The organism is Stutzerimonas marianensis, assembly GCF_022810315.1.
GTDB lineage: Bacteria > Pseudomonadota > Gammaproteobacteria > Pseudomonadales > Pseudomonadaceae > Stutzerimonas > Stutzerimonas marianensis.
On record NZ_JALGRD010000001.1, the window covers coordinates 26,698 to 45,913 of the forward strand.

17 protein-coding genes are annotated in these 19,216 nt (G+C 65.7%); 13 read left to right on the top strand and 4 right to left on the bottom strand.

The window, feature by feature from the left end; genetic code table 11:
• Window positions 1–360 precede the first annotated feature (360 nt).
• The 3 genes from MST27_RS00140 (at window position 361) to MST27_RS00150 (ending at window position 1,781) form a co-directional block, all read left to right on the top strand.
• Window positions 361–840, top strand: a complete 480-nt coding sequence (locus MST27_RS00140) for an Lrp/AsnC family transcriptional regulator (protein ID WP_243603986.1) — start codon at window positions 361–363, stop codon at window positions 838–840.
• Between the two features lie 162 nt (window positions 841–1,002).
• A complete protein-coding gene (locus tag MST27_RS00145) occupies window positions 1,003–1,395 on the top strand; it encodes a globin (protein WP_243603987.1) in 393 nt (130 codons plus the stop codon).
• 167 nt (window positions 1,396–1,562) lie between these two features.
• Complete coding sequence (locus tag MST27_RS00150; RefSeq protein WP_243603988.1) at window positions 1,563–1,781, top strand: DUF2788 domain-containing protein; 219 nt, start codon at window positions 1,563–1,565, stop codon at window positions 1,779–1,781.
• A gap of 15 nt (window positions 1,782–1,796) precedes the next feature.
• Here the strand turns inward: MST27_RS00150 and MST27_RS00155 are convergent, their stop codons facing one another.
• The gene (locus MST27_RS00155) at window positions 1,797–2,426 is read right to left on the bottom strand and encodes a pseudouridine synthase (RefSeq protein ID WP_243603989.1); all 630 of its coding nucleotides are present in this window, start codon (window positions 2,424–2,426) and stop codon (window positions 1,797–1,799) included.
• Window positions 2,427–2,764: 338 nt separating this feature from the next.
• Here MST27_RS00155 and urtA point away from each other — a divergent pair, with 338 nt between their 5' ends.
• The 5 genes from urtA (at window position 2,765) to urtE (ending at window position 8,498) form a co-directional block, all read left to right on the top strand.
• Window positions 2,765–4,033 (top strand): urea ABC transporter substrate-binding protein, encoded by a 1,269-nt coding sequence (gene urtA, locus MST27_RS00160; RefSeq protein ID WP_243603990.1) that lies wholly within the window; start codon window positions 2,765–2,767, stop codon window positions 4,031–4,033.
• 177 nt (window positions 4,034–4,210) lie between these two features.
• The gene (urtB, locus tag MST27_RS00165; RefSeq protein WP_243603991.1) at window positions 4,211–5,782 is read left to right on the top strand and encodes an urea ABC transporter permease subunit UrtB; all 1,572 of its coding nucleotides are present in this window, start codon (window positions 4,211–4,213) and stop codon (window positions 5,780–5,782) included.
• Window positions 5,779–6,858 carry an urea ABC transporter permease subunit UrtC gene (gene urtC / locus MST27_RS00170; protein ID WP_003283037.1) on the top strand — a complete coding sequence of 360 codons (1,080 nt, stop codon included), beginning with the start codon at window positions 5,779–5,781 and terminating at the stop codon, window positions 6,856–6,858. Before urtB ends, urtC begins: the two co-directional genes overlap by 4 nt.
• Entirely contained in the window at window positions 6,855–7,706 is an 852-nt protein-coding gene (gene urtD, locus MST27_RS00175) for an urea ABC transporter ATP-binding protein UrtD (RefSeq protein WP_003283036.1), read from the top strand. Before urtC ends, urtD begins: the two co-directional genes overlap by 4 nt.
• Window positions 7,707–7,799: 93 nt before the next feature.
• Entirely contained in the window at window positions 7,800–8,498 is a 699-nt protein-coding gene (gene urtE / locus MST27_RS00180) for an urea ABC transporter ATP-binding subunit UrtE (RefSeq protein ID WP_243603992.1), read from the top strand.
• Between the two features lie 1,339 nt (window positions 8,499–9,837).
• Here the strand turns inward: urtE and MST27_RS00185 are convergent.
• Window positions 9,838–10,623: an aldolase gene (locus MST27_RS00185; RefSeq protein ID WP_243603993.1), complete on the bottom strand. Its 786-nt coding sequence runs from the start codon at window positions 10,621–10,623 to the stop codon at window positions 9,838–9,840.
• Between the two features lie 259 nt (window positions 10,624–10,882).
• Here MST27_RS00185 and MST27_RS00190 point away from each other — a divergent pair, with 259 nt between their 5' ends.
• Window positions 10,883–12,202: an aspartate aminotransferase family protein gene (locus tag MST27_RS00190; RefSeq protein ID WP_243603994.1), complete on the top strand. Its 1,320-nt coding sequence runs from the start codon at window positions 10,883–10,885 to the stop codon at window positions 12,200–12,202.
• 279 nt (window positions 12,203–12,481) lie between these two features.
• On the opposite strand, the gene MST27_RS00195 is transcribed toward MST27_RS00190, so the two are convergent.
• Together MST27_RS00195 and pdxR are read right to left on the bottom strand one after the other, a co-directional pair.
• Window positions 12,482–12,937 (bottom strand): REP-associated tyrosine transposase, encoded by a 456-nt coding sequence (locus MST27_RS00195; protein ID WP_243604510.1) that lies wholly within the window; start codon window positions 12,935–12,937, stop codon window positions 12,482–12,484.
• A gap of 237 nt (window positions 12,938–13,174) precedes the next feature.
• Window positions 13,175–14,671: a MocR-like pyridoxine biosynthesis transcription factor PdxR gene (gene pdxR / locus MST27_RS00200; protein WP_243603995.1), complete on the bottom strand. Its 1,497-nt coding sequence runs from the start codon at window positions 14,669–14,671 to the stop codon at window positions 13,175–13,177.
• A gap of 1,018 nt (window positions 14,672–15,689) precedes the next feature.
• Between pdxR and MST27_RS00205 the strand changes: the two genes are divergently transcribed.
• The 4 genes from MST27_RS00205 to MST27_RS00220 all read left to right on the top strand — a co-directional run bounded on the left by MST27_RS00205 (window position 15,690) and on the right by MST27_RS00220 (window position 18,768).
• On the top strand, window positions 15,690–16,592 hold the full coding sequence (locus tag MST27_RS00205; protein WP_243603996.1) for a transporter substrate-binding domain-containing protein: 903 nt from the start codon (window positions 15,690–15,692) through the stop codon (window positions 16,590–16,592).
• 113 nt (window positions 16,593–16,705) lie between these two features.
• Window positions 16,706–17,347, top strand: coding sequence for an amino acid ABC transporter permease (locus MST27_RS00210; RefSeq protein ID WP_243603997.1), 642 nt, complete (start codon window positions 16,706–16,708; stop codon window positions 17,345–17,347).
• A gap of 10 nt (window positions 17,348–17,357) precedes the next feature.
• Window positions 17,358–18,020 carry an amino acid ABC transporter permease gene (locus MST27_RS00215; protein WP_243603998.1) on the top strand — a complete coding sequence of 221 codons (663 nt, stop codon included), beginning with the start codon at window positions 17,358–17,360 and terminating at the stop codon, window positions 18,018–18,020.
• The gene (locus tag MST27_RS00220) at window positions 18,013–18,768 is read left to right on the top strand and encodes an amino acid ABC transporter ATP-binding protein (protein WP_243603999.1); all 756 of its coding nucleotides are present in this window, start codon (window positions 18,013–18,015) and stop codon (window positions 18,766–18,768) included. The genes MST27_RS00215 and MST27_RS00220 overlap by 8 nt, the downstream gene beginning before the upstream one ends.
• Window positions 18,769–19,216: the final 448 nt, after the last annotated feature.

Below are 19,216 nucleotides of genomic sequence, written 5' to 3' on the forward strand. Positions count from 1 at the left end.
CCAAGCTATCAGCCCTCTCGGCATAGAGTTTCCCCCGAAACCTCAGCCACCATAAAACACCCAAAACGAAAAAGACCACGCCCGGGCGTGGTCTCTTCGATTCGTCTGGCCGATGGTAACGGCTTCTTCTCTCGGTGCCTCGTGAGCGCCGGGGGCCCGGACCGTCGACCTCGGTAAGGTTCTCGGTAAGCACGGCGGGGATCCTTGCCATGCCTGTTCTGCCGGGGGCTGAAGTTGAATAAAGCTTACGCGCCTCATACCGGCAGAAGATTGCGAAAATTGCTCATATACCCACCCATTGCGCAATCGATCATCACGAGCGCATAGTTCTGCGCAACAACCTCACGCAAGAATCAGAGAATGAGCAAACTCGACCGCTACGACCTGCGCATCCTCGCAGAATTGCAACGCGACGCGCGGATCTCCAACCAGGACCTCGCCGAGCGCATCGGCCTGTCGCCCTCCCCCTGCTCCCGGCGCGTCAAACAGCTCGAAGACGACGGCTACATCGCCCGCCAGGTCGCGCTGCTGGATCGCAGGAAACTCGGTCTGACCCTGACCGCACACGTGTTGATCGGCATGGACCGGCACACCCCGGACCGCTTCGAGCACTTCGAAGGTGTCATCGCCGGCTGCCCGGAGGTGCTCGAATGCAGCCTGGTGACCGGCATGGATGCCGACTACCAGCTCAAGGTCGTGGTGCCTGACATGGAGCACTACCAGGCCTTCCTGCTTGGCACTCTGACGCGCATCGACGGCGTTTCCAGCGTGCGTTCGAGCTTCGTGCTGCGGCAGGTGGCGTCGAGCACCGAGCTACCGCTCGAGCACTTGCGAAGCTGAGACAGCGAGCACGCCGCTAAACCACACCTTTCGCAAGGTTATTGCCTATAATCCGCACCCTTCTGTTCCGACGGGCCGGTGCGCGGCGCTCTGGCAAAGCCCGTCGGGCAGTTCTGGCTGCGCCGCAGGTGCAGCCCCTAGACCTTCCAGCAGGGAACGCCCATGAAAGAGACCGACCGTGTCATGCAGAGCTATGGTCGCTGCTGCGCCAGCGATGGCTTCTTCGATGACTTCTACGCCACTTTTCTTGCCAGCTCGCCTGCCGTGCGTGCGAAGTTCGCCAACACCGACATGACCGCCCAGAAGCAGTTGCTGCGTGCCGGCATCATGAACCTGGTGCTCTTCGCTCGTGGCATGCCCGACACCAAGCTTCAGGCGCTCGGCAAAAGCCATTCGCGCGAACACCTGAATATCAGCCCCGACCTCTACGACCTCTGGCTCACGGCACTGCTGCAGACCATAGGCCGGCACGACGGCAAACTCACGCCGACGGACCTGCAAGCTTGGCGCGCTGTCCTGATCAAAGGGATCGAGGTCATCAAGTCCCACTATTGAGCCTGCGACAAACTGGCCCGCCGCCGACCGCGGACGTCCGGTCCAGAACGCTTCGTGAGGCTGGCCGTCCAAGCTACAGGCATCCGGGAAACCAGACGCGCGCGTATACTGCCGCGCTCGCACCGGTCCGCCGCGTGCCTGTTCATCGATGTCAGCTGGAGACCCCCGTGGAGCCCGAAGTATTCGAAAAGTGGATGATGATCGCGCTGGTCGGCGGCCTGATGGCCTTCATGGCGTTCATCATCTGGGACCTGGCCAAGAAGTCCAAGGCCGGCCGGCTCGGCACCGCCATCCTGTTCCTGGGCCTTGGCCTGTGCCTGTTCGCCTTTCTCGCCAAGCCGATCATCGGCTACATCATCGAAGTCAGCCAGGGCATCCCGCACTAGGGCCCTGCCAGCGGGCTACAGTGTCGCCGGCACTTCCCGCCACTCGCCAGGCTGCAGGCCGTCCAACGCCCAGGGGCCGATGCGTACCCGCACCAGCCGCAGCGTTGGCAACCCGACGGCGGCGGTCATACGCCTGACCTGACGGTTACGGCCCTCGCGAATGATCAGCTCCAGCCAGCAGGTCGGTACCGACTTGCGAAAACGCACTGGTGGGGTGCGCGGCCACAACGTCGGATCCTGCAGCCGGCGCGCCTCGGCGGGCAACGTCGGCCCATCATTGAGCGTCACCCCCTCACGTAGCTGCTGCAGTTGTGCCTCGCTGGCCTCGCCCTCTACCTGCACCCAGTAGGTTTTGGGCAACTTGTGCTTCGGATCGGCGATACGCGCCTGCAAGCGGCCATCATTGGTCAGCAGCAGAAGGCCTTCGCTGTCGCGATCCAGCCGCCCGGCCGGGTAGACGCCCGGCACCGACACGAAGTCTTTCAGCGTCGCGCGGCCGTCGGCATCGTTGAACTGGGTGAGCACGTCGAACGGTTTGTTCAACAACAACAGCCGTGGCTCGGCCGGTGGCGCCTTGGCGACGCGACGAGGCGAGGGGCGGACCGCGGCAGGGCGCGGTGAGCGAGGATTGGAGGTACGGGGCATGGCGGAGCGTTCAGGAGCTGGGCGGCCATGCTAGGACGCGGCCGGCCGACCGGCAAGCCTCAACGGTCCGCGCCTGTGGCCAGGCCCCCGCCGGCGGCTCGCCCAGCGTTCCAGGCCAAACGGCACCACAACGGTGCATCGCCTGCGCCACGCCCTCGCCAGACGCCCTCTTATCGGACAATAGACGCTTCGCGCCCCGTTACGGCGCATTTCCGAAAATCGCGCAAAGCAGCGAAGCAGAAGGCCTGCCGATGACTTGGCACGGATGCTGCGATGAGGCTCCCCAGTCCCAAGGACCCACCCAACCGTCGCGCACGGACAGCCAAGGAGCCGTCACCATGAAACGCCGTCCTCTGATCAAGTCCACCCTCGCCGCCAGTGCCCTGGTACTGACGGGCCTGTTCCCCTTCACCCTGCAGGCCGCCGAAACCATCAAGGTCGGCATCCTGCATTCGCTGTCCGGCACCATGGCCATCTCCGAGACCTCGCTCAAGGACATGGCGCTGATGACCATCGACGAGATCAACGCCAAGGGCGGCGTGCTCGGCAAGCAGCTCGAGCCGGTGGTGGTCGATCCAGCGTCCAATTGGCCGCTGTTCGCCGAGAAAGGCCGTCAGCTGCTGACCCAGGACAAGGTCGCGGTGACCTTTGGTTGCTGGACTTCGGTTTCGCGCAAATCCGTGCTGCCGGTCTATGAAGAGCTCAACGGCCTGCTGTTCTACCCGGTGCAGTACGAAGGCGAGGAACTGTCGCCGAACGTCTTCTACACCGGCGCCGCGCCGAACCAGCAGGCCATCCCGGCCGTCGAGTACCTGATGAGCGAAGACGGCGGCGGCGCCGAGCGCTTCTTCCTGCTCGGTACCGACTACGTCTACCCGCGCACCACCAACAAGATCCTGCGCGCCTTCCTGATCAGCAAGGGCGTGCCGGAATCCAGCATCGAAGAGGTCTACACCCCCTTCGGCCACAGCGATTACCAGACCATCGTCGCCAACATCAAGAAGTTCTCCGCCGGCGGCAAGACCGCCGTGGTCTCGACCATCAACGGCGACTCCAACGTGCCCTTCTACAAGGAGCTGGCCAACCAGGGCCTGGACGCCACCGACGTTCCGGTCGTCGCCTTCTCGGTCGGCGAGGAAGAGCTGCGCGGCATCGACACCAAGCCGCTGGTCGGCCACCTGGCCGCCTGGAACTACTTCCAGTCGGTGGAGAACCCGGTCAACGAAGCCTTCGTCAGCAAGTGGAAGGCCTACGCCAAGGCCCAGAACCTGCCGGGCGCCGACAAGGCGGTGACCAACGACCCGATGGAAGCCACCTACGTCGGCATCCACATGTGGGCGCAGGCGGTCGAGAAAGCCGGCAGCACCGAGGTGGACAAGGTGCGCGATGCCCTCGCCGGGCAGACCTTCGAGGCGCCGAGCGGCTACACCCTGACCATGGACGAGAAGAACCATCACCTGCACAAGCCGGTAATGATCGGCGAGGTCCAGGAGGACGGCCAGTTCTCGGTGGTCTGGGAAACCGAAAGCCCGGTCCGCGCCCAGCCGTGGAGCCCCTACATCCCGGGCAACGACAAGAAGCCGGATTACGCGGTGAAGTCGAACTAACCGCTGCGGTCGTCGCGGTGGATGGGGTGACGCGCCTACAGCGCGCCCCGATCCACCCCACGATCACTCGGGTTTCGTTGGGCGGATCGGGACGCGTAGTCGAGACGTTCTCATCCGCCCACCCACCGCCGCCAGCTCCGCCAAGAGAGCACACGGCGCCCCCTGGGGAATGCACAGATGAACACTGCCCTGCACCGATTATTGCTGCTGCTCCTGCTCGCCCTGCCCTGGGCGGCCCAGGCCGGAGACGCGGCCGACTACGCCAAGGCCAGTCCGGCCAAACAGGCCAGACTGCTGGAAAGCTGGGCCGCCGCGCCGGCGCCTGAGCGGCTGCCGCTGATCGAAGCGCTGCGCGCCAATCGCGTGGCCATCGACCAGAACAAGACGCCCTTCATCGAGGAAAACGGAGCCTACCGTGCCCTCGAAGGTGATGCCGAGCCGGTCGGCACGCCGAAGAAGCTGCGCCTGAACAACCGCCTGCGCGGCCTGCTCAACACCGCTCTGGCCAGCCACCAGCTGTTCGCCGAAGACCCCGCGCAGCGCCTCGCCGCGGCCAAGCGCCTGCAGCGCAGCGGCCAACCGGAACAGCTCGAGCTGCTCCAGCAGCGCCTGGACGCCGAGGATGATGCCGCCGTCAGCGAAGCGCTGACCCTGGCGCTGGCCAACCTGCAGCTGACCGCGAATGATCCGGCAGTACGCCTCGCCGCGGTGCGCCTGCTCGGCGAAACCGGCGCGCCCATGGCCCGGGTGCGCCTGGAAAACCTGCTAGCCGACGAGGCGGAAACCGACGCCAACGTGCGCAAGGCCGCCGAGACCAGCCTGGCTCAGGTCAAGCGCAAGCTCCTGATCGGCGAGCTGCTCGGCCAAGCCTTCAGCGGCCTGTCGCTGGGCTCGATCCTGCTGCTCGCCGCCCTCGGCCTGGCGATCACCTTCGGCCTGCTCGGGGTGATCAACATGGCCCACGGCGAGATGCTGATGCTCGGGGCCTACACCACCTACATGGTGCAGGTGCTGATGGCGCGGCTCGCCCCTGACGCCCTCGCCTTCTACCCACTGGTGGCGCTGCCGGTGGCCTTCTTCGTCACCGCCGCAATCGGCATGGCGCTGGAACGCACGGTGATCCGCCACCTCTACGGCCGCCCGCTGGAAACCCTGCTGGCGACCTGGGGCATCAGCCTGATCCTGATCCAGCTGGTGCGGGTGCTGTTCGGCGCGCAGAACGTCGAGGTCGCCAATCCGGCCTGGCTGTCCGGTGGCCTGCAGGTGCTGCCGAACCTGGTGCTGCCGTACAACCGCATGGTGATCATCGGCTTCGCGCTGTTCGTGGTGCTCCTGACCTGGCTCTTGCTGAACAAGACGCGTCTGGGCCTGAACGTGCGCGCGGTAACGCAGAACCGCAACATGGCCGCCTGCTGCGGGGTGCCCACCGGGCGCATCGACATGATGGCCTTCGGGCTGGGCTCCGGCATCGCCGGGCTCGGCGGCGTGGCCCTGAGCCAGATCGGCAACGTCGGCCCGGACCTCGGCCAGAGCTACATCATCGATTCCTTCCTGGTGGTGGTGCTCGGCGGTGTCGGCCAGCTGGCCGGCAGCATCTTCGCCGCCTTCGGCCTCGGCATCGCCAACAAGATCCTCGAACCGCAGATCGGCGCCGTGCTGGGCAAGATCCTCATCCTCGCGCTGATCATCCTCTTCATCCAGAAGCGTCCGCAGGGGCTCTTCGCTCTCAAGGGGAGGGTCATCGATTGAACCAGCCACTTACCCTCACCGCCGCGCAGAAAGCCGGGCCGAAAGCCACGGTCATCGCCCTCGGCCTGGCGCTGGCCGTCCTCGTCGCCATGCCGCTGCTGCACCTGCTGCCGGCCGAGCATGCTCTGCACGTTTCGGCCTACACCCTGACCCTGGTGGGCAAGATCCTCTGCTACGCCATCGTCGCCCTGGCGCTGGATCTGGTCTGGGGTTACGCGGGGCTCTTGTCCCTCGGCCACGGCCTGTTCTTCGCCCTCGGCGGCTACGCCATGGGCATGTACCTGATGCGCCAGAGCGCCGGTGACGGCCTGCCGGCATTCATGAGCTTTCTCGCCTGGAACGAGCTGCCCTGGTACTGGTATGGCACGTCGAGCTTCCTCTGGGCCATGTGCCTGGTGGTGCTGGTGCCCGGCGTGCTGGCCTTCGTCTTCGGCTTCTTCGCCTTCCGCTCGCGAATCAAGGGCGTGTACTTCTCGATCATGACCCAGGCGCTGACCTTCGCCGGCATGCTCCTGTTCTTCCGCAACGAGACCGGCTTCGGCGGCAACAACGGCTTCACCGATTTCAAGACCATCCTCGGTTTCTCGATCTCGGCGCCGGCGACCCGCGCCACGCTGTTTCTCGCCACCGTGGCGCTCCTGGCCGGCAGCCTGTACCTGGGCTTCCGCCTGGCGCGCAGCAAGTTCGGCCGGGTGCTCACCGCCCTGCGTGATGCCGAGAACCGGCTGATGTTCTGCGGCTACGATCCGCGCGGCTACAAGCTGTTCATCTGGACGCTGTCGGCGGTGCTCTGCGGCCTGGCCGGTGCGCTCTACGTGCCGCAGGTGGGGATCATCAACCCCAGCGAGATGGCACCGACGCAATCCATCGAGGCGGCCGTCTGGGTCGCACTCGGCGGACGCGGCACGCTGATCGGACCGCTGCTCGGCGCCGGCCTCGTCAACGGCATGAAGAGCTGGTTCACCGTGGCCTTCCCCGAATACTGGCTGTTCGCCCTCGGTGCGCTATTCATCGTCGTCACCCTGTACCTGCCCAAGGGCGTCATCGGCCTCATCAAGCGGAGGGGCGAAGAATGAAAACCGTACCCTGCAGCGCCGTCATCGACGGCTTCGACCCCACCGGCGGTGGCCTGACCCGCGATGCCATCGGCCTCGGCCGGGTCGCCGAGAAGGGCCTGGACGTACGCCACGGCACCATCCTCAGCCTGGAAGACATCAACGTCAGCTTCGACGGCTTCAAGGCGCTGACGGATCTCAGCCTGTACATCGGCGTCGGCGAGCTGCGCTGCATCATCGGGCCCAACGGCGCCGGCAAGACCACCATGATGGACGTCATCACCGGCAAGACGCGCCCCACCAGCGGCAGCGCCTGGTTCGGCGAAACGCTGGACCTGACCCGCATGAGCGAGGTGGACATCGCCCAGGCCGGCATCGGCCGCAAGTTCCAGAAGCCCACGGTGTTCGAGGCGCTTTCGGTGTTCGAGAACCTGGAGCTGGCGCAGAAGACCGACAAGTCGGTGTGGGCGAGCCTCAGGGCCAGGCTTTCCGGCGAGCAGAAGGACCGCATCGACGAAGTGCTGGAGACCATCCGCCTCGGCCAGTCGCGTCATCGCCCGGCCGGGCTGCTGTCCCACGGGCAGAAGCAGTTCCTCGAGATCGGCATGCTGCTGATGCAGTCGCCGCAGCTCTTGCTGCTCGACGAACCGGTAGCCGGCATGACCGATGCCGAGACCGAATTCACCGCCGAGCTGTTCAAGTCCTTGGCGCGCAAGCATTCGCTGATGGTGGTCGAGCACGACATGGGCTTCGTCGAGACCATCGCCGACCACGTCACCGTGCTGCATCAGGGCCAGGTGCTGGCCGAGGGTTCGCTGCAACAGGTGCAGGCGGACGAGCGGGTGATCGAGGTGTATCTGGGGCGTTGAGCAAAAAAGGTGGCTGGCTTCGGCCGTCCACCCTACGCCCGCCGAAACGGCGCAGCCTTTTCCACGCGTCATGAAAGAAACAAGGACATCGACATGCTGCAAGTCCAGCAACTGCACCAGTACTACGGCGGCAGCCATATCCTGCGCGGCCTCTCGTTCGAGGCGAAGGTCGGCGAAGTCACCTGCCTGCTCGGACGCAACGGCGTCGGCAAGACCACCCTGCTCAAGTGCCTGATGGGCCTGATCCCGGCCAAGGAAGGCGCGGTGAACTGGGAGGGCAAGCCGATCACCGGCTTCAAGCCGCACCAGCGCGTGCACGCCGGCATCGCCTACGTGCCGCAGGGGCGCGAGATCTTCGGCCGCCTGACCGTCGAGGAAAACCTGCTGATGGGCCTGTCCCGTTTCAGCGCCAGGGAAGCCAAGGAAGTACCCGAGTTCATCTACGAGCTGTTCCCGGTTTTGAAGGAAATGAAGCACCGCCGCGGCGGCGACCTCTCCGGCGGCCAGCAACAGCAGCTCGCCATCGGCCGCGCGCTGGCGAGCAAGCCGCGCCTGTTGATCCTCGACGAACCCACCGAAGGCATCCAGCCCTCGGTGATCAAGGAGATCGGCGCGGTGATCAAGAAGCTCGCGGCCCGCGGCGACATGGCGATCCTCCTGGTGGAGCAGTTCTATGACTTCGCCGCCGAACTGGCCGACCAGTACCTGGTGATGAGCCGCGGCGAGATCATCCAGCAGGGTCGCGGCGCGGACATGGAAGCCGAGGGGGTGCAACGGCTGGTGGCGATCTGACGCCCCGGCCCGCCGCTCGCTGGCTTACTCGGCTGCCCCATGTGGGCGAATAAATTCGCCCCTACAAGGCGGAACCGTGGGGCAAATTTGTTCGCCCGGCCGCCCCATCGCTCGAAACAGTGGTCGCCTTGCATGGTCGCGAAATCGCCCCGTCCCGCGGCGTCCCTCCCTGTCGCCCACTCGGCAGGAGGCCGTTGGGCGAATGAAGTCGCCCCTACAAGGCGGAACCGTGGGGCACATTTGTTCGCCCGGCCGCCCGGCCGCCCATCGCTCGAACCAGTGGTCGCCTTGCCTGGTCGCGAAATCGCCCCGTCCCGCGGCGTCCATCCCTGTCGCCCACTCGGCATGAGGCCGTTGGGCGAATGAATTCGCCCCTACAAGGCGGAACCGTGGGGCGAATTATTCGCCCGGTCGCCCCATCGCTCGAAATAGAGGTCGCCTTGCATGGTCGCTAAATCGCCCCGTCCCGCGGCGTCCATCCCTGTCGCCCACTCGGCATGAGGCCGTTGGGCGAATGAAGTCGCCCCTACAAGGCCGAACCGTGGGGCCAATTTGTTCGCCCGGCCGCCCGGCCGCCCATCGCTCGAAACAGCGGTCGCCTTGCATGGTCGCGAAATCGCCCCGTCCCGAGGCGTCCAAGCTGTCTCCCGCTCGGCATGAGGTCGTTGGGCGAATGAATTCGCCCCTACGAGGCGGAACCGTGGGGCGACTTATTCGCCCGGTCGCCCCATCGCGCGAAATAGCGGTCGCCTTGCATGGTCACGAAATCGCCCCGTCCCGCGGCGTCCAGCCCTGTCTCCCACTCGGCATGAAGTCGTTGGGCGAATGAATTCGCCCCTACAAGGCGGAACCGTGGGGCGAATTATTCGCCCGGTCGCCCCATCGCTCGAAATAGCGGTCGCCTTGCATGGTCGCAAAATCGCCCCGTCCCGCGGCGTCCACCCGGGTCTCCATCTCGGCATGAAGTCGTTGGGCGAATGAATTCGCCCCTCCAGGCCGAACCGTGGGGGAATTTATTCGCGCGGCCGCCCATCGCGCGAAACAGCGGTCGCCTTGCATGGTCGCGAAATCGCCCCGTCCCGCGGCGTCCACCCGTGTCTCCCTCTCGGCATGAAGTCGTTGGGCGAATGAATTCGCCCCTACAGGCCGAACCGTGGGGGAATTTATTCGCCCGGCCGCCCATCGCTCGAAACAGCGGTCGCCTTGCATGGTCACGAAATCGCCCCGTCCCGCGGCGTCCATCCCTGTCTCCCACTCGGCATGAGGTCGTTGGGGGAATGCATTCGCCCACACAAGGCCGAGTACCGTAGGGGCGAATTTATTCGCCCGGTCACACGATTCACGCCGCAAAGTCTGGTTCCGTGCGCATCAGCTGCCGCTTGACGCTCTCAAGGTGCAACCGCGCGCTCTCGGCGTTGCCCTCTTTCATTTGCTGGCATGCCGCTTGGGCGAGGGACGGGGTGACAGGCTTGAGCGGCCAACCGCTGGCCATCGCGCGCAACTGCACCTCGGCGGCGCGCTCCAGGTAGTAGAGATCATCCCAGGCCTCGGCAATGGTGGGCCCGAGCACCAGCGGGCCGTGGTTCTTCAGCATGACCACATCGGCGTCGCCGGCGGCACGGGCGATCCGCTCGCCCTCGGTGTTGTCGAGCGCCAGGCCGTTGTAGCGCTCCACGGCCAGGCGGTCATAGAATTTCAGCGCCGTCTGCCCGGCCCAGACGAAGGGATCGCCTTCCAGAAGGCAAAGCGCCGTGGCGTTGGGCATGTGCGTATGGAAGGCCGCACGGGCCCGCGGGTTGAGCCGATGCAACTGCGCATGGATGTAGAAAGCGGTGGCTTCAGGACGGCCTTCACCGAGCAGTACGTGGCCTTCGAAGTCGCAGATCAGCAGCGACGACGCGGTAACCTCGCAAAAGGCCAGCCCGTACGGATTGACCAGAAACAGATCGTCATGCCCCGGCACGACAAAGGAAAAGTGATTGCAGATGCCCTCGCCCATCCCGAGTCGCGCGGCCATGCGAAAGCAGGCCGCCAGGTCGACGCGCGCCTGGCGGATGGCGGGCGTGTCGAGCGCGGCGCGGTCGACGGCAGGCGGACGGGCAGCGCCTTCGAAGGCATGGGCCATGGTCGGTCCTCGGCAGTTGAACGAGCCCTCAGCCTAGCCGGATATCGACACCTGCCAAGGGACAGTTGCCGGGCGGTGGCGAGCCAGTGCCGGGCAAGGTTGCGGACGGGCTCGCCGCGCAAACATCGGCCTGGACCTGACAGGGTGCCCATGCTGACCCGCGCGTGGGCCGCATCTGGCCCTACGGGACGCGTGCGGATTGTTCCTAAGGTGGCCTCACCCCGCGCCGACCTACCGGCGCTTCGATCCCGAGGCCGACATGACCACGCCAGTTACCAACGACTACGTCCGCGCGCTGGATCGCCAGCACGTATTCCATTCCTGGTCCATCCAGGGCGCACTCAACCCGCTGGTGATCGCCGGCGGTGAAGGGTGCCGCCTGTGGGACCACGACGGCATGCGCTACCTGGATTTTAGCAGCCAGCTGGTCAATACCAACATCGGCCATCGCCACCCCAAGGTAATCGAGGCCATCAAGGCCCAGGCCGACAGCCTCTGCACTGTGGCACCGGCCACCGCCAACCTGATGCGCGGCGAAGCGGCCAAGCGCATCCTCGCCCGCGCACCGGCCGGTTTCAGCAAGGTGTTCTTCACCAACGCGGGCGCCGATGCCAACGAGAACGCCATGCGTATGGCCAGGCAATTCACCGGGCGCGACAAGATTCTCTCGGCCTATCGGTCGTACCATGGCAGCACCGGCGCGGCCATCGTGGCTACCGGCGATCCCCGTCGCGTACCGAACGAATTCGCCCGCGGCCATGTGCACTTCTTCAACCCCTACCTGTACCGCAGCGAGTTCCACGCCCGCGACGAGGCCGAGGAGTGCGCCCGCGCCCTGCACCATCTGCGCCGGGTGATCGAATGCGAAGGCCCGGCGGCGATCGCGGCGATCATTCTGGAAACCATTCCTGGCACGGCCGGCGTCCTGGTGCCGCCGGAAGGCTACCTGCAGGGCGTGCGCGCCCTGTGCGACGAGTTCGGCATCGTGCTGATCTTCGACGAGGTCATGGCCGGCTTCGGCCGCACCGGCCAATGGCTGGCGCTGGACAACTTCGGCGTGGCGCCGGACCTGATCACCTTCGCCAAGGGCGTCAACTCCGGCTACGTGCCGGCCGGGGGTGTGATGATCTCGCAGCCGATCGCCGAGTTCTTCGAGACACGCTTCTTCCCTGGCGGGCTGACCTACTCCGGTCATCCGCTGGCCATGGCGGCGATCGTCGCCACGCTCGACGCCATGGCAGAGGAAGGCATGGTCGACAACGCCCGGCGTATAGGCCAGGAACTGCTTAGCCCCGGGCTGCAGGATTTGGCACGCCGGCACGCGCTGATCGGCGAGGTCCGCGGCATGGGGCTGTTCTGGGCCGTCGAGTTCGTTTCGGACCGAGAGCACAAGACACCGCTCGCGGCCCCGGTGATCGCGCAGATGAAGGCCGCGTTCCAGGCCAGAGGGCTGCTCACCTTCACGGTCGAGAATCGCCTGCACGTCGTGCCGCCATGCATCGTCTCGCCCGCCGAAGTGAACGAAGCGCTGGCCATCCTCGACGAGGTGATCGACGACTTTTCGCGGCGCTGCGCCTGAGCGCCATGGGCGAACAAGTTCGCCCCTACAGAGTCCGCGACTACCCGTGCCAACGCCCAGGCCGTAGGGGCGAATTTATTCGCCCAACGGGGCACCGCCAATCGCCCCCGGGCGAACAAGTTCGCCCCTACACAGGCCCACGAACGCCTCTCCGACGCACCGTAGGGGCGAATTTATTCGCCCGACGGGGCACCGCCAATCGCCCCGGGCGAACAAGTTCGCCCCTACGCCGTCCCGCGACCACCCTCACCTGCGCCCAAGCACCCTGCTGCTCGGTGGCTATAACCAAACCGCATCCCACCAGGGGTAATCGCCGACCCGCCCCACCAACCCGGCCCGCAGGGGATTGGCGACGATGTAACGAGCAATGGCCTGCACATCTTCGTCATGCCGTAGCGCGTGGTCGTGGAAGCCGCGTTGCCATACGGGACCAGGGCCGGTGGCCGGGCGCAACCCAGCGGCTGAGCGGCCTTTGAAGCGTTTGACGACTCCGGAGAGGGTGGCACCCTCGCCCAGGGCGAAAAGCCAGTGGAGGTGATCAGGCATCAGCACCCAGGCCAACGATGACAATCGGCGGTCGTCATGCAGGTTTCGCATGTGCCCGATCACGAGCCGCGCGCAGGTGGCGTTGGCAAATAAGGGTCGCCGTTCGTGTGTGCAGGTCGTGATGTGGTAGAGCTGGCCTGACGCGGAATAGCGCCCACGGCGCAGGGCAATCTCGTGACATGTCCTTATGTCCCATCGATGAAAAGTCGACGCGCAGGGTAGCCAGGATCGCCTCGGGCGAACAAGTTCGCCCCTACAGAGTCCGAGACTATCCCTCGCCACCGCCCACACCGTAGGGGCGAATTTATTCGCCCGAAGAGGCACACCAATCGCCCCAGGCGAACAAGGTCGCCCCTACAGAGTCCGCGACTACCCGTCGCCAGCGCCGCGACCGTAGGGACTGCCCGCACCAAGCCGGAGGCCACGCTAGAGCTCGTCCAACACCCTTCCCAAGACACGCGCACCCTCGCCGATCCGTGCGGCGTCGATCGCATGGAAACCCAGGCGCATGAAATGGGCGGGAGGTGCCTCGTTGAAGAAGAACTGCGCGCCCGCTTCGAACAGCACGCCCTGTTGCGCCGCGGCCCAGGCCAGGCGCTGTGTGTCGATGCCATCCGGGGCGCGCAGCCAGAAGGCGCTGGCACCGGGGCTGCCCATCGGCTGGCAGCTCGGCAGCTCATCTTCCAGGGCCAGCCGCAGGGTGTCGCGGCGGCGGCGGTGCTCCTCGCGAAAGCGCCGTAGGTGGGCGTCGTAATGCCCCTGAGCGAGAAACTCGGCCAGCATGCGTTGGTTGTTCAGCGGCGGGTGGCGGTACATCAGCCGGCGCAGCGCGCGCAGTTCGTCGATGAGTTCGGCGTCGGCCACCAGGTAGCCGATGCGCAACCCCGGCGAGAAAGCCTTCGACAGGCTGCTCATGTAGATGACCCGGCCGCTGGCGTCGCTGGCCTTGAGCGCGGGCTGGGCCCCGTGGTCGAGGTTGAATTCGGCGTCGTAGTCGTCCTCGATCACCACCTGATCATGCTGGCGGATCTGCCGCAGCAGCGCGGTCCGGCGCGCCGCGCTCATGGCCACGCCGGTCGGCACCTGGTGGCCCGGCGTGACGTACAGGTAGTCGCAGCCGTGCAACCGGTTGTCGACGACCAGGCCCTGTTCATCGACCGGCTGCAGCTGCACGTCGGCGCCACGCAGCTCGAACAGACTCAGCGCGTCGCGAAAGCCGGGGTTCTCCATGGCCACTCGGCTGCCCTGGCCCATCAGCAGGGTGGCGAGCAGGTAGAGCGCGTTCTGCGAGCCGAGGGTGACGAGGATCTCGTCCGAGCGGGCCCAGATGCCGCGCTTGGGCAACACGCGCGTGCGCAGTTGCTCGACGAGCATCTCGTCGTCGCGGTCGAAGCGGTCGTTCATCCAGCATGGCTCACGGTCGCCACGCAGCAGCGAGCGCGACACTTCGCGCCAGCGTTCGAGTGGAAACAGCTCGCGGATCGGCTGGCCGTAGACGAAGGGATAGGGGTAGCGCGTCCAGTTGCTCGGGCGTAGCACGCCGTGTTTCAGGCTGGGCTGCATCTTCAGTCGCGCGCTCCAGTCTGGTGCGCGTTCGTCCGCCAGATCGGAAGACGCATCGCCCTTGTGCAGCGAGGGCAGGCGCGCGAGCTCGGACAGCGAATCTCCAGTCTGGTAATCCGGGTGCAGGTAGTAACCGCTGCGCGGACGGCTGACCAGGTAGCCGTTGTCCAGCAGGCTTTCGTAGACCAGTGCCACGGTGTTGCGCGACACCGCGAGTTGCTGCGACAGCTTGCGGCACGAGGGCAGCGGCTCGTCGGCCGGAAAGCCGCCGCTGAGGATCGCCGAGACCAGCGTCTCGCGCAGTTGCTCCTGCAGGCCGCGCTGCTGATCGAAGTCCAGGTGGATGTAGTGATCGATCATGGCGTTCTCCCTTCGACAGGCATCTGCCTGAGCCAAAGCAAGGAGTGCGCCACGGCGGCGGCGAGCGGACGCGGGCGAATAAATTCGCCCCTACGGGTACGTGCAGAACCCTGTAGGGGCGAACTTGTTCGCCCGCTTGGGTCAGGGTTCTCGACGACGCTGGCGGGCATACCGCGGCTCCCTGGGCGAATAAATTCGCCCCTACGGGTACGTGCAGAACCCTGTAGGGGCGAACTTGTTCGCCCGCCTGGGTCAGGAATCCTCGCCGACGCTATCGGGCATGGCGTGGCTCTGTGGGCGAATGAAATTCGCCCCTACGGAACGTGCAGAACCCTGTAGGGGCGAATTTATTCGCCCGCCTGGGTCAGNACGCGGGCGAATAAATTCGCCCCTACGGGTACGTGCAGAACCCTGTAGGGGCGAACTTGTTCGCCCGCTTGGGTCAGGGTTCTCGACGACGCTGGCGGGCATACCGCGGCTCCCTGGGCGAATAAATTCGCCCCTCCGGGTACGTGCAGAACCCTGTAGGGGCGAACTGGTTCGCCCGCTTGGGTCAGGGTTCTCGACGACGCTGGCGGGCATACCGCGGCTCCCTGGGCGAATAACTTCGCCCCTACGGGTACGTGCAGAACCCTGTAGGGGCGAACTTGTTCGCCCGCCTGGGTCAGGAATCCTCGCCGACGCTATCGGGCATGGCGTGGCTCTGTGGGCGAATGAAATTCGCCCCTACGGAACGTGCAGAACCCTGTAGGGGCGAATTTATTCGCCCGCCTGGGTCAGGGTTCTCGACGACGCTGGCGGGAATGCCGTGGCTCCCTGGGCGAATGGAATTCGCCCCTACGGAACGTGCCGGGGGCTTGTGGCGGGCGGACGTGCCCGCCCGCCTTGCCCGCCCGACTGGCCAGTCGAACTTCGGTAACTGCACCTATCGCCGCCGACGAACCGGCTCCTAAGGTGAAAGCAAGCCGCCGCTCAGCGCCGCTGACAGGCCCGTCCACCGTCGAACTGGAGCAATGACATGACGCATTCAAGCAAGGATTCGGTTACCGCCAAATCGCGCAGCCTCCTGCGCACCCTGACGCTGGCCGGCTGCGTGCTGTCGGCCGCCGTGGCCGCCAACGTGCAGGCCACGGACCTCGCCGAAGTCAAGTCGCGCGGCTACATGACCGTCGCCACGGAGGATGACTACGCGCCGTTCAACTTCATCGTCGATGGCAAGCCGGAGGGCTTCCACAAGGAATTGCTCGAGGACCTCAAGGCCTACGCCAAGGAACAGGGCTTCGATGTGCGCCAGGAGATCCTGCCCTGGACCGGTCTGCTCGCCTCGGTCTCGTCCGGCCAGTACGACGCCGCCTTCACCGGCGCGCTGGTCACCGATGACCGCCTGCGGGTGTTCGACTTCGCCCCGCCCTTTGCCTCGGCGCAGCACTTCTATACCAAGCGGGCCGACGACGACAGCCTCTCGGGAATCGCCAGCCTGTGCAGCAAGACCGTCGGCGTACAGGCCGGCAGCGCCCTGCTCGCGCGCCTGCCGGAGCTGAAGAAGATGATGGCCGCCGAGAACTGCGAAATGGGCGAGGTGGTGGAATACCAGTCCTACCCGGAAGCCTACGCCGACCTCGCCAACGGCCGGCTGGACTACGTGGTCAACGCACTGATCTCGGTGAACGACCTGGTCAAGACCCGCGGCGATACCTTCGCCAAAGGCATCGCGGTGTCCGGCGACGGCTTCGCCGCCTGGCCGGTGTCCAAGCAGAGCCCCGAACTGCTGGAATTCTTCACCGGCTTCATGAACCACATCCGCGACAACGGCCGGCTCGCCGAACTGCAGACCAAGTGGTTCGGCGAAGCCTTCCCGAACCTGCCGAAGGAGCCGATCACCAGCGTCGAGCAGTTCCATTCGCTGGCCGGCATGGACTGAACGCCCCCTCGCGGCAAGGCCGTCGGGCCGACTTGGCCCCGGCCTTGCTAGCACTCTGCTGAGCCTTCGGGCTCACGCACCCCGTCATTCGCTGCATCGAGGGAACACCGACCATGAACGGACAGGCCTGGCTGTTGTTGCTCGAAGGCGCCTGGACCACGCTGTGGATTTCGGGCATTGCCATTGCAATCGGCGTGGTGCTGGGGCTCGGCGTTGCGCTGGTGCGCATGGCCCGCATCCCCTTCATCGATCAGTTGCTGGTGCTCTACGTCAGCCTCGCGCGCGCCACCCCGCTGGTCACACTAGTGCTGTTCATCTTTCTTACCGCCCCGACGCTGGGCGTGGGCCTGGATCGCAATACCGCGGCGATTCTCGCGCTGACGCTCAACACCGCCGCATTCAATGCCGAGGTGTGGCGCGCGGCCTTTCTCAGCTTCTCGCGCGACCAGCGCGAAGCGGCATTGGCCTGCGGCATGACCGGGCCGACCTTCTTCCGCCGCATCATGCTGCCGCAGATGTTCACCAGCAGCCTCCCGGGGCTGGTCAACGAGATGTCCTTCATCATCAAGAGCAGCCCGGCGATCGCGGTGATCGGCATCGTCGACCTGACCCGGGTGACCAACCGCATCACCGCGGTGACCTACGAGCCGCTGCCGCCGATTCTCGCGGCGGCGTTGCTGTACATGCTGATCATCGGCGTGCTGATTCGCGTACAGGCGATCGCCGAGCGCAAAGCCAACCGGCTGGCGATGTGAGGAGGCACGGATGAGCGAATGGGCCATCATCTGGGAGGCGCGCGGGGCGTTCCTGCAAGGCTTCCTCAACACGCTGCTGCTGTTCGGCCTGTCTGTCAGCATCGCCTTTATCATCGGCTGCCTGTTCGCCTACTGGCTTGAACGGCGAAATCCGGCGACCTGGCTGCTGCGCGGCTTTATCGACTGCATGCGCATGCTGCCCTTCCTGATCCTGGCGTACCTGCTCTACTACGGACTGCCCAGCCTCGGGTTGCGGCTCGACGCCTGGACCGCCGGCCTGATCGCGCTGATCGTCTACTACGCTGCCTACTTTGGCGAGGTGCTGCGCGGCGCCCGGCTGGTGCTGCCGGCCGGCCAGGTGGAGGCGGCCAAGGCGTACGGCTTCACCGCCTTCCGGCTGTATCGGCGCATCGTGCTGCCGCAGCTGGTGATCAAGACCCGCCCGCTCATGGGCAACCTGCTGATCCTGGCGCTGAAGGACACCGCCTTTCTCACCATCATCACCGTGCGGGAGCTGACCGCGGCGGCCAACTCGGTGCAGGCCACCTACTTCATTCCGATGGAAGCCTTCGTGGTGGTCATCGCACTCTACTGGCTGATCAGCATCTGCCTGGAACTGGCGCTCAAGTGGGCAGGCCGGTTCGGCGCCAAACGAGGATTCGAGCATGTCTGACGTACCTGCGGTGCGCATCGAGCGCCTGTCCAAAAGCTTCGACGGCGTGGAGGTACTTCGCGACATCGAGCTGACGGTAAACAAGGGCGAGGTGGTCAGCGTGCTCGGCTCGTCCGGCTCGGGCAAATCGACCATGCTGCGCTGCATCAACTGGCTGGAGGAGCCGGACCGCGGCAGCATCTACATCGCCGGCGAGCGCATCGGCATCGATGCCAGCGGCCGCAAGATGGGCAACAAGGCACTGGCCGCGCTGCGCGCGCGCACCGGCATGGTCTTCCAGGGTTTCAACCTGTGGCCGCATTTCACGGTGTTGCAAAACGTCATGGAGTCGCCGGTGCAGGTCAAGGGCATGCGCAAGGATGAAGCCCGCGCCCAGGCCATGGCGCTGCTGGAGAAGGTCGGCATGGAGCACAAGGCCGACGCCTACCCCTACACGCTCTCCGGCGGACAGAAGCAGCGTGTGGCCATCGCCCGTGCGCTGGCGATGAGCCCCGAGGTGATGCTGTTCGACGAGCCGACCTCGGCGCTCGACCCGGAGCGCGTCGGCGAGGTGCTGCAGGTGATGAAGAACCTGTCGGCCGAGGGCTACACCATGATCGTGGTCACCCATGAGATGGAGTTCGCTCGCGCGGTGTCCGACCAGGTGGTGTTTCTCGAGAAGGGCCGGATAATCGAGAAGGCCGAGCCGGAGCTTTTCTTCACCAACCCTTCGACCGAACGGGTTCGGCGGTTTCTCGAACTGGCGTAACGCCTGGCCGCTCGCTTGGGCGAATGAATTCGCCCCTACAGCCGCTTGCGCCCCGCCATCCATCCCCACCGTAGGGGCGATTTTATTCGCCCGGTTTGCGATACCGCTACCGCTCTTGGCGAGTGCATTCGCCCTACAGCCGCTTCCGCCCCGCCATCCATGTCCACCGTAGGGGCGATTTTATTCGCCCGTTTTGCGATACCGCTACCGCTCTTGGCGAGTGCATTCGCCCTAGAGCCGCTTGCGCCCCGCCCTCCACGTCCACCGTAGCGGCGAATTTATTCGCCCGCTTTTGCGGCACCGCGACCGCGCTTGGCGAGAGCATTCGCCCTACAGCCGCTTGCGCCCCGCCATCCACGTCCACCGTAGCGGCGAATTTATTCGCCCGCTTTTGCGGCACCGCGACCGCGCTTGGCGAGAGCATTCGCCCTACAGCCGCTTGCGCCCC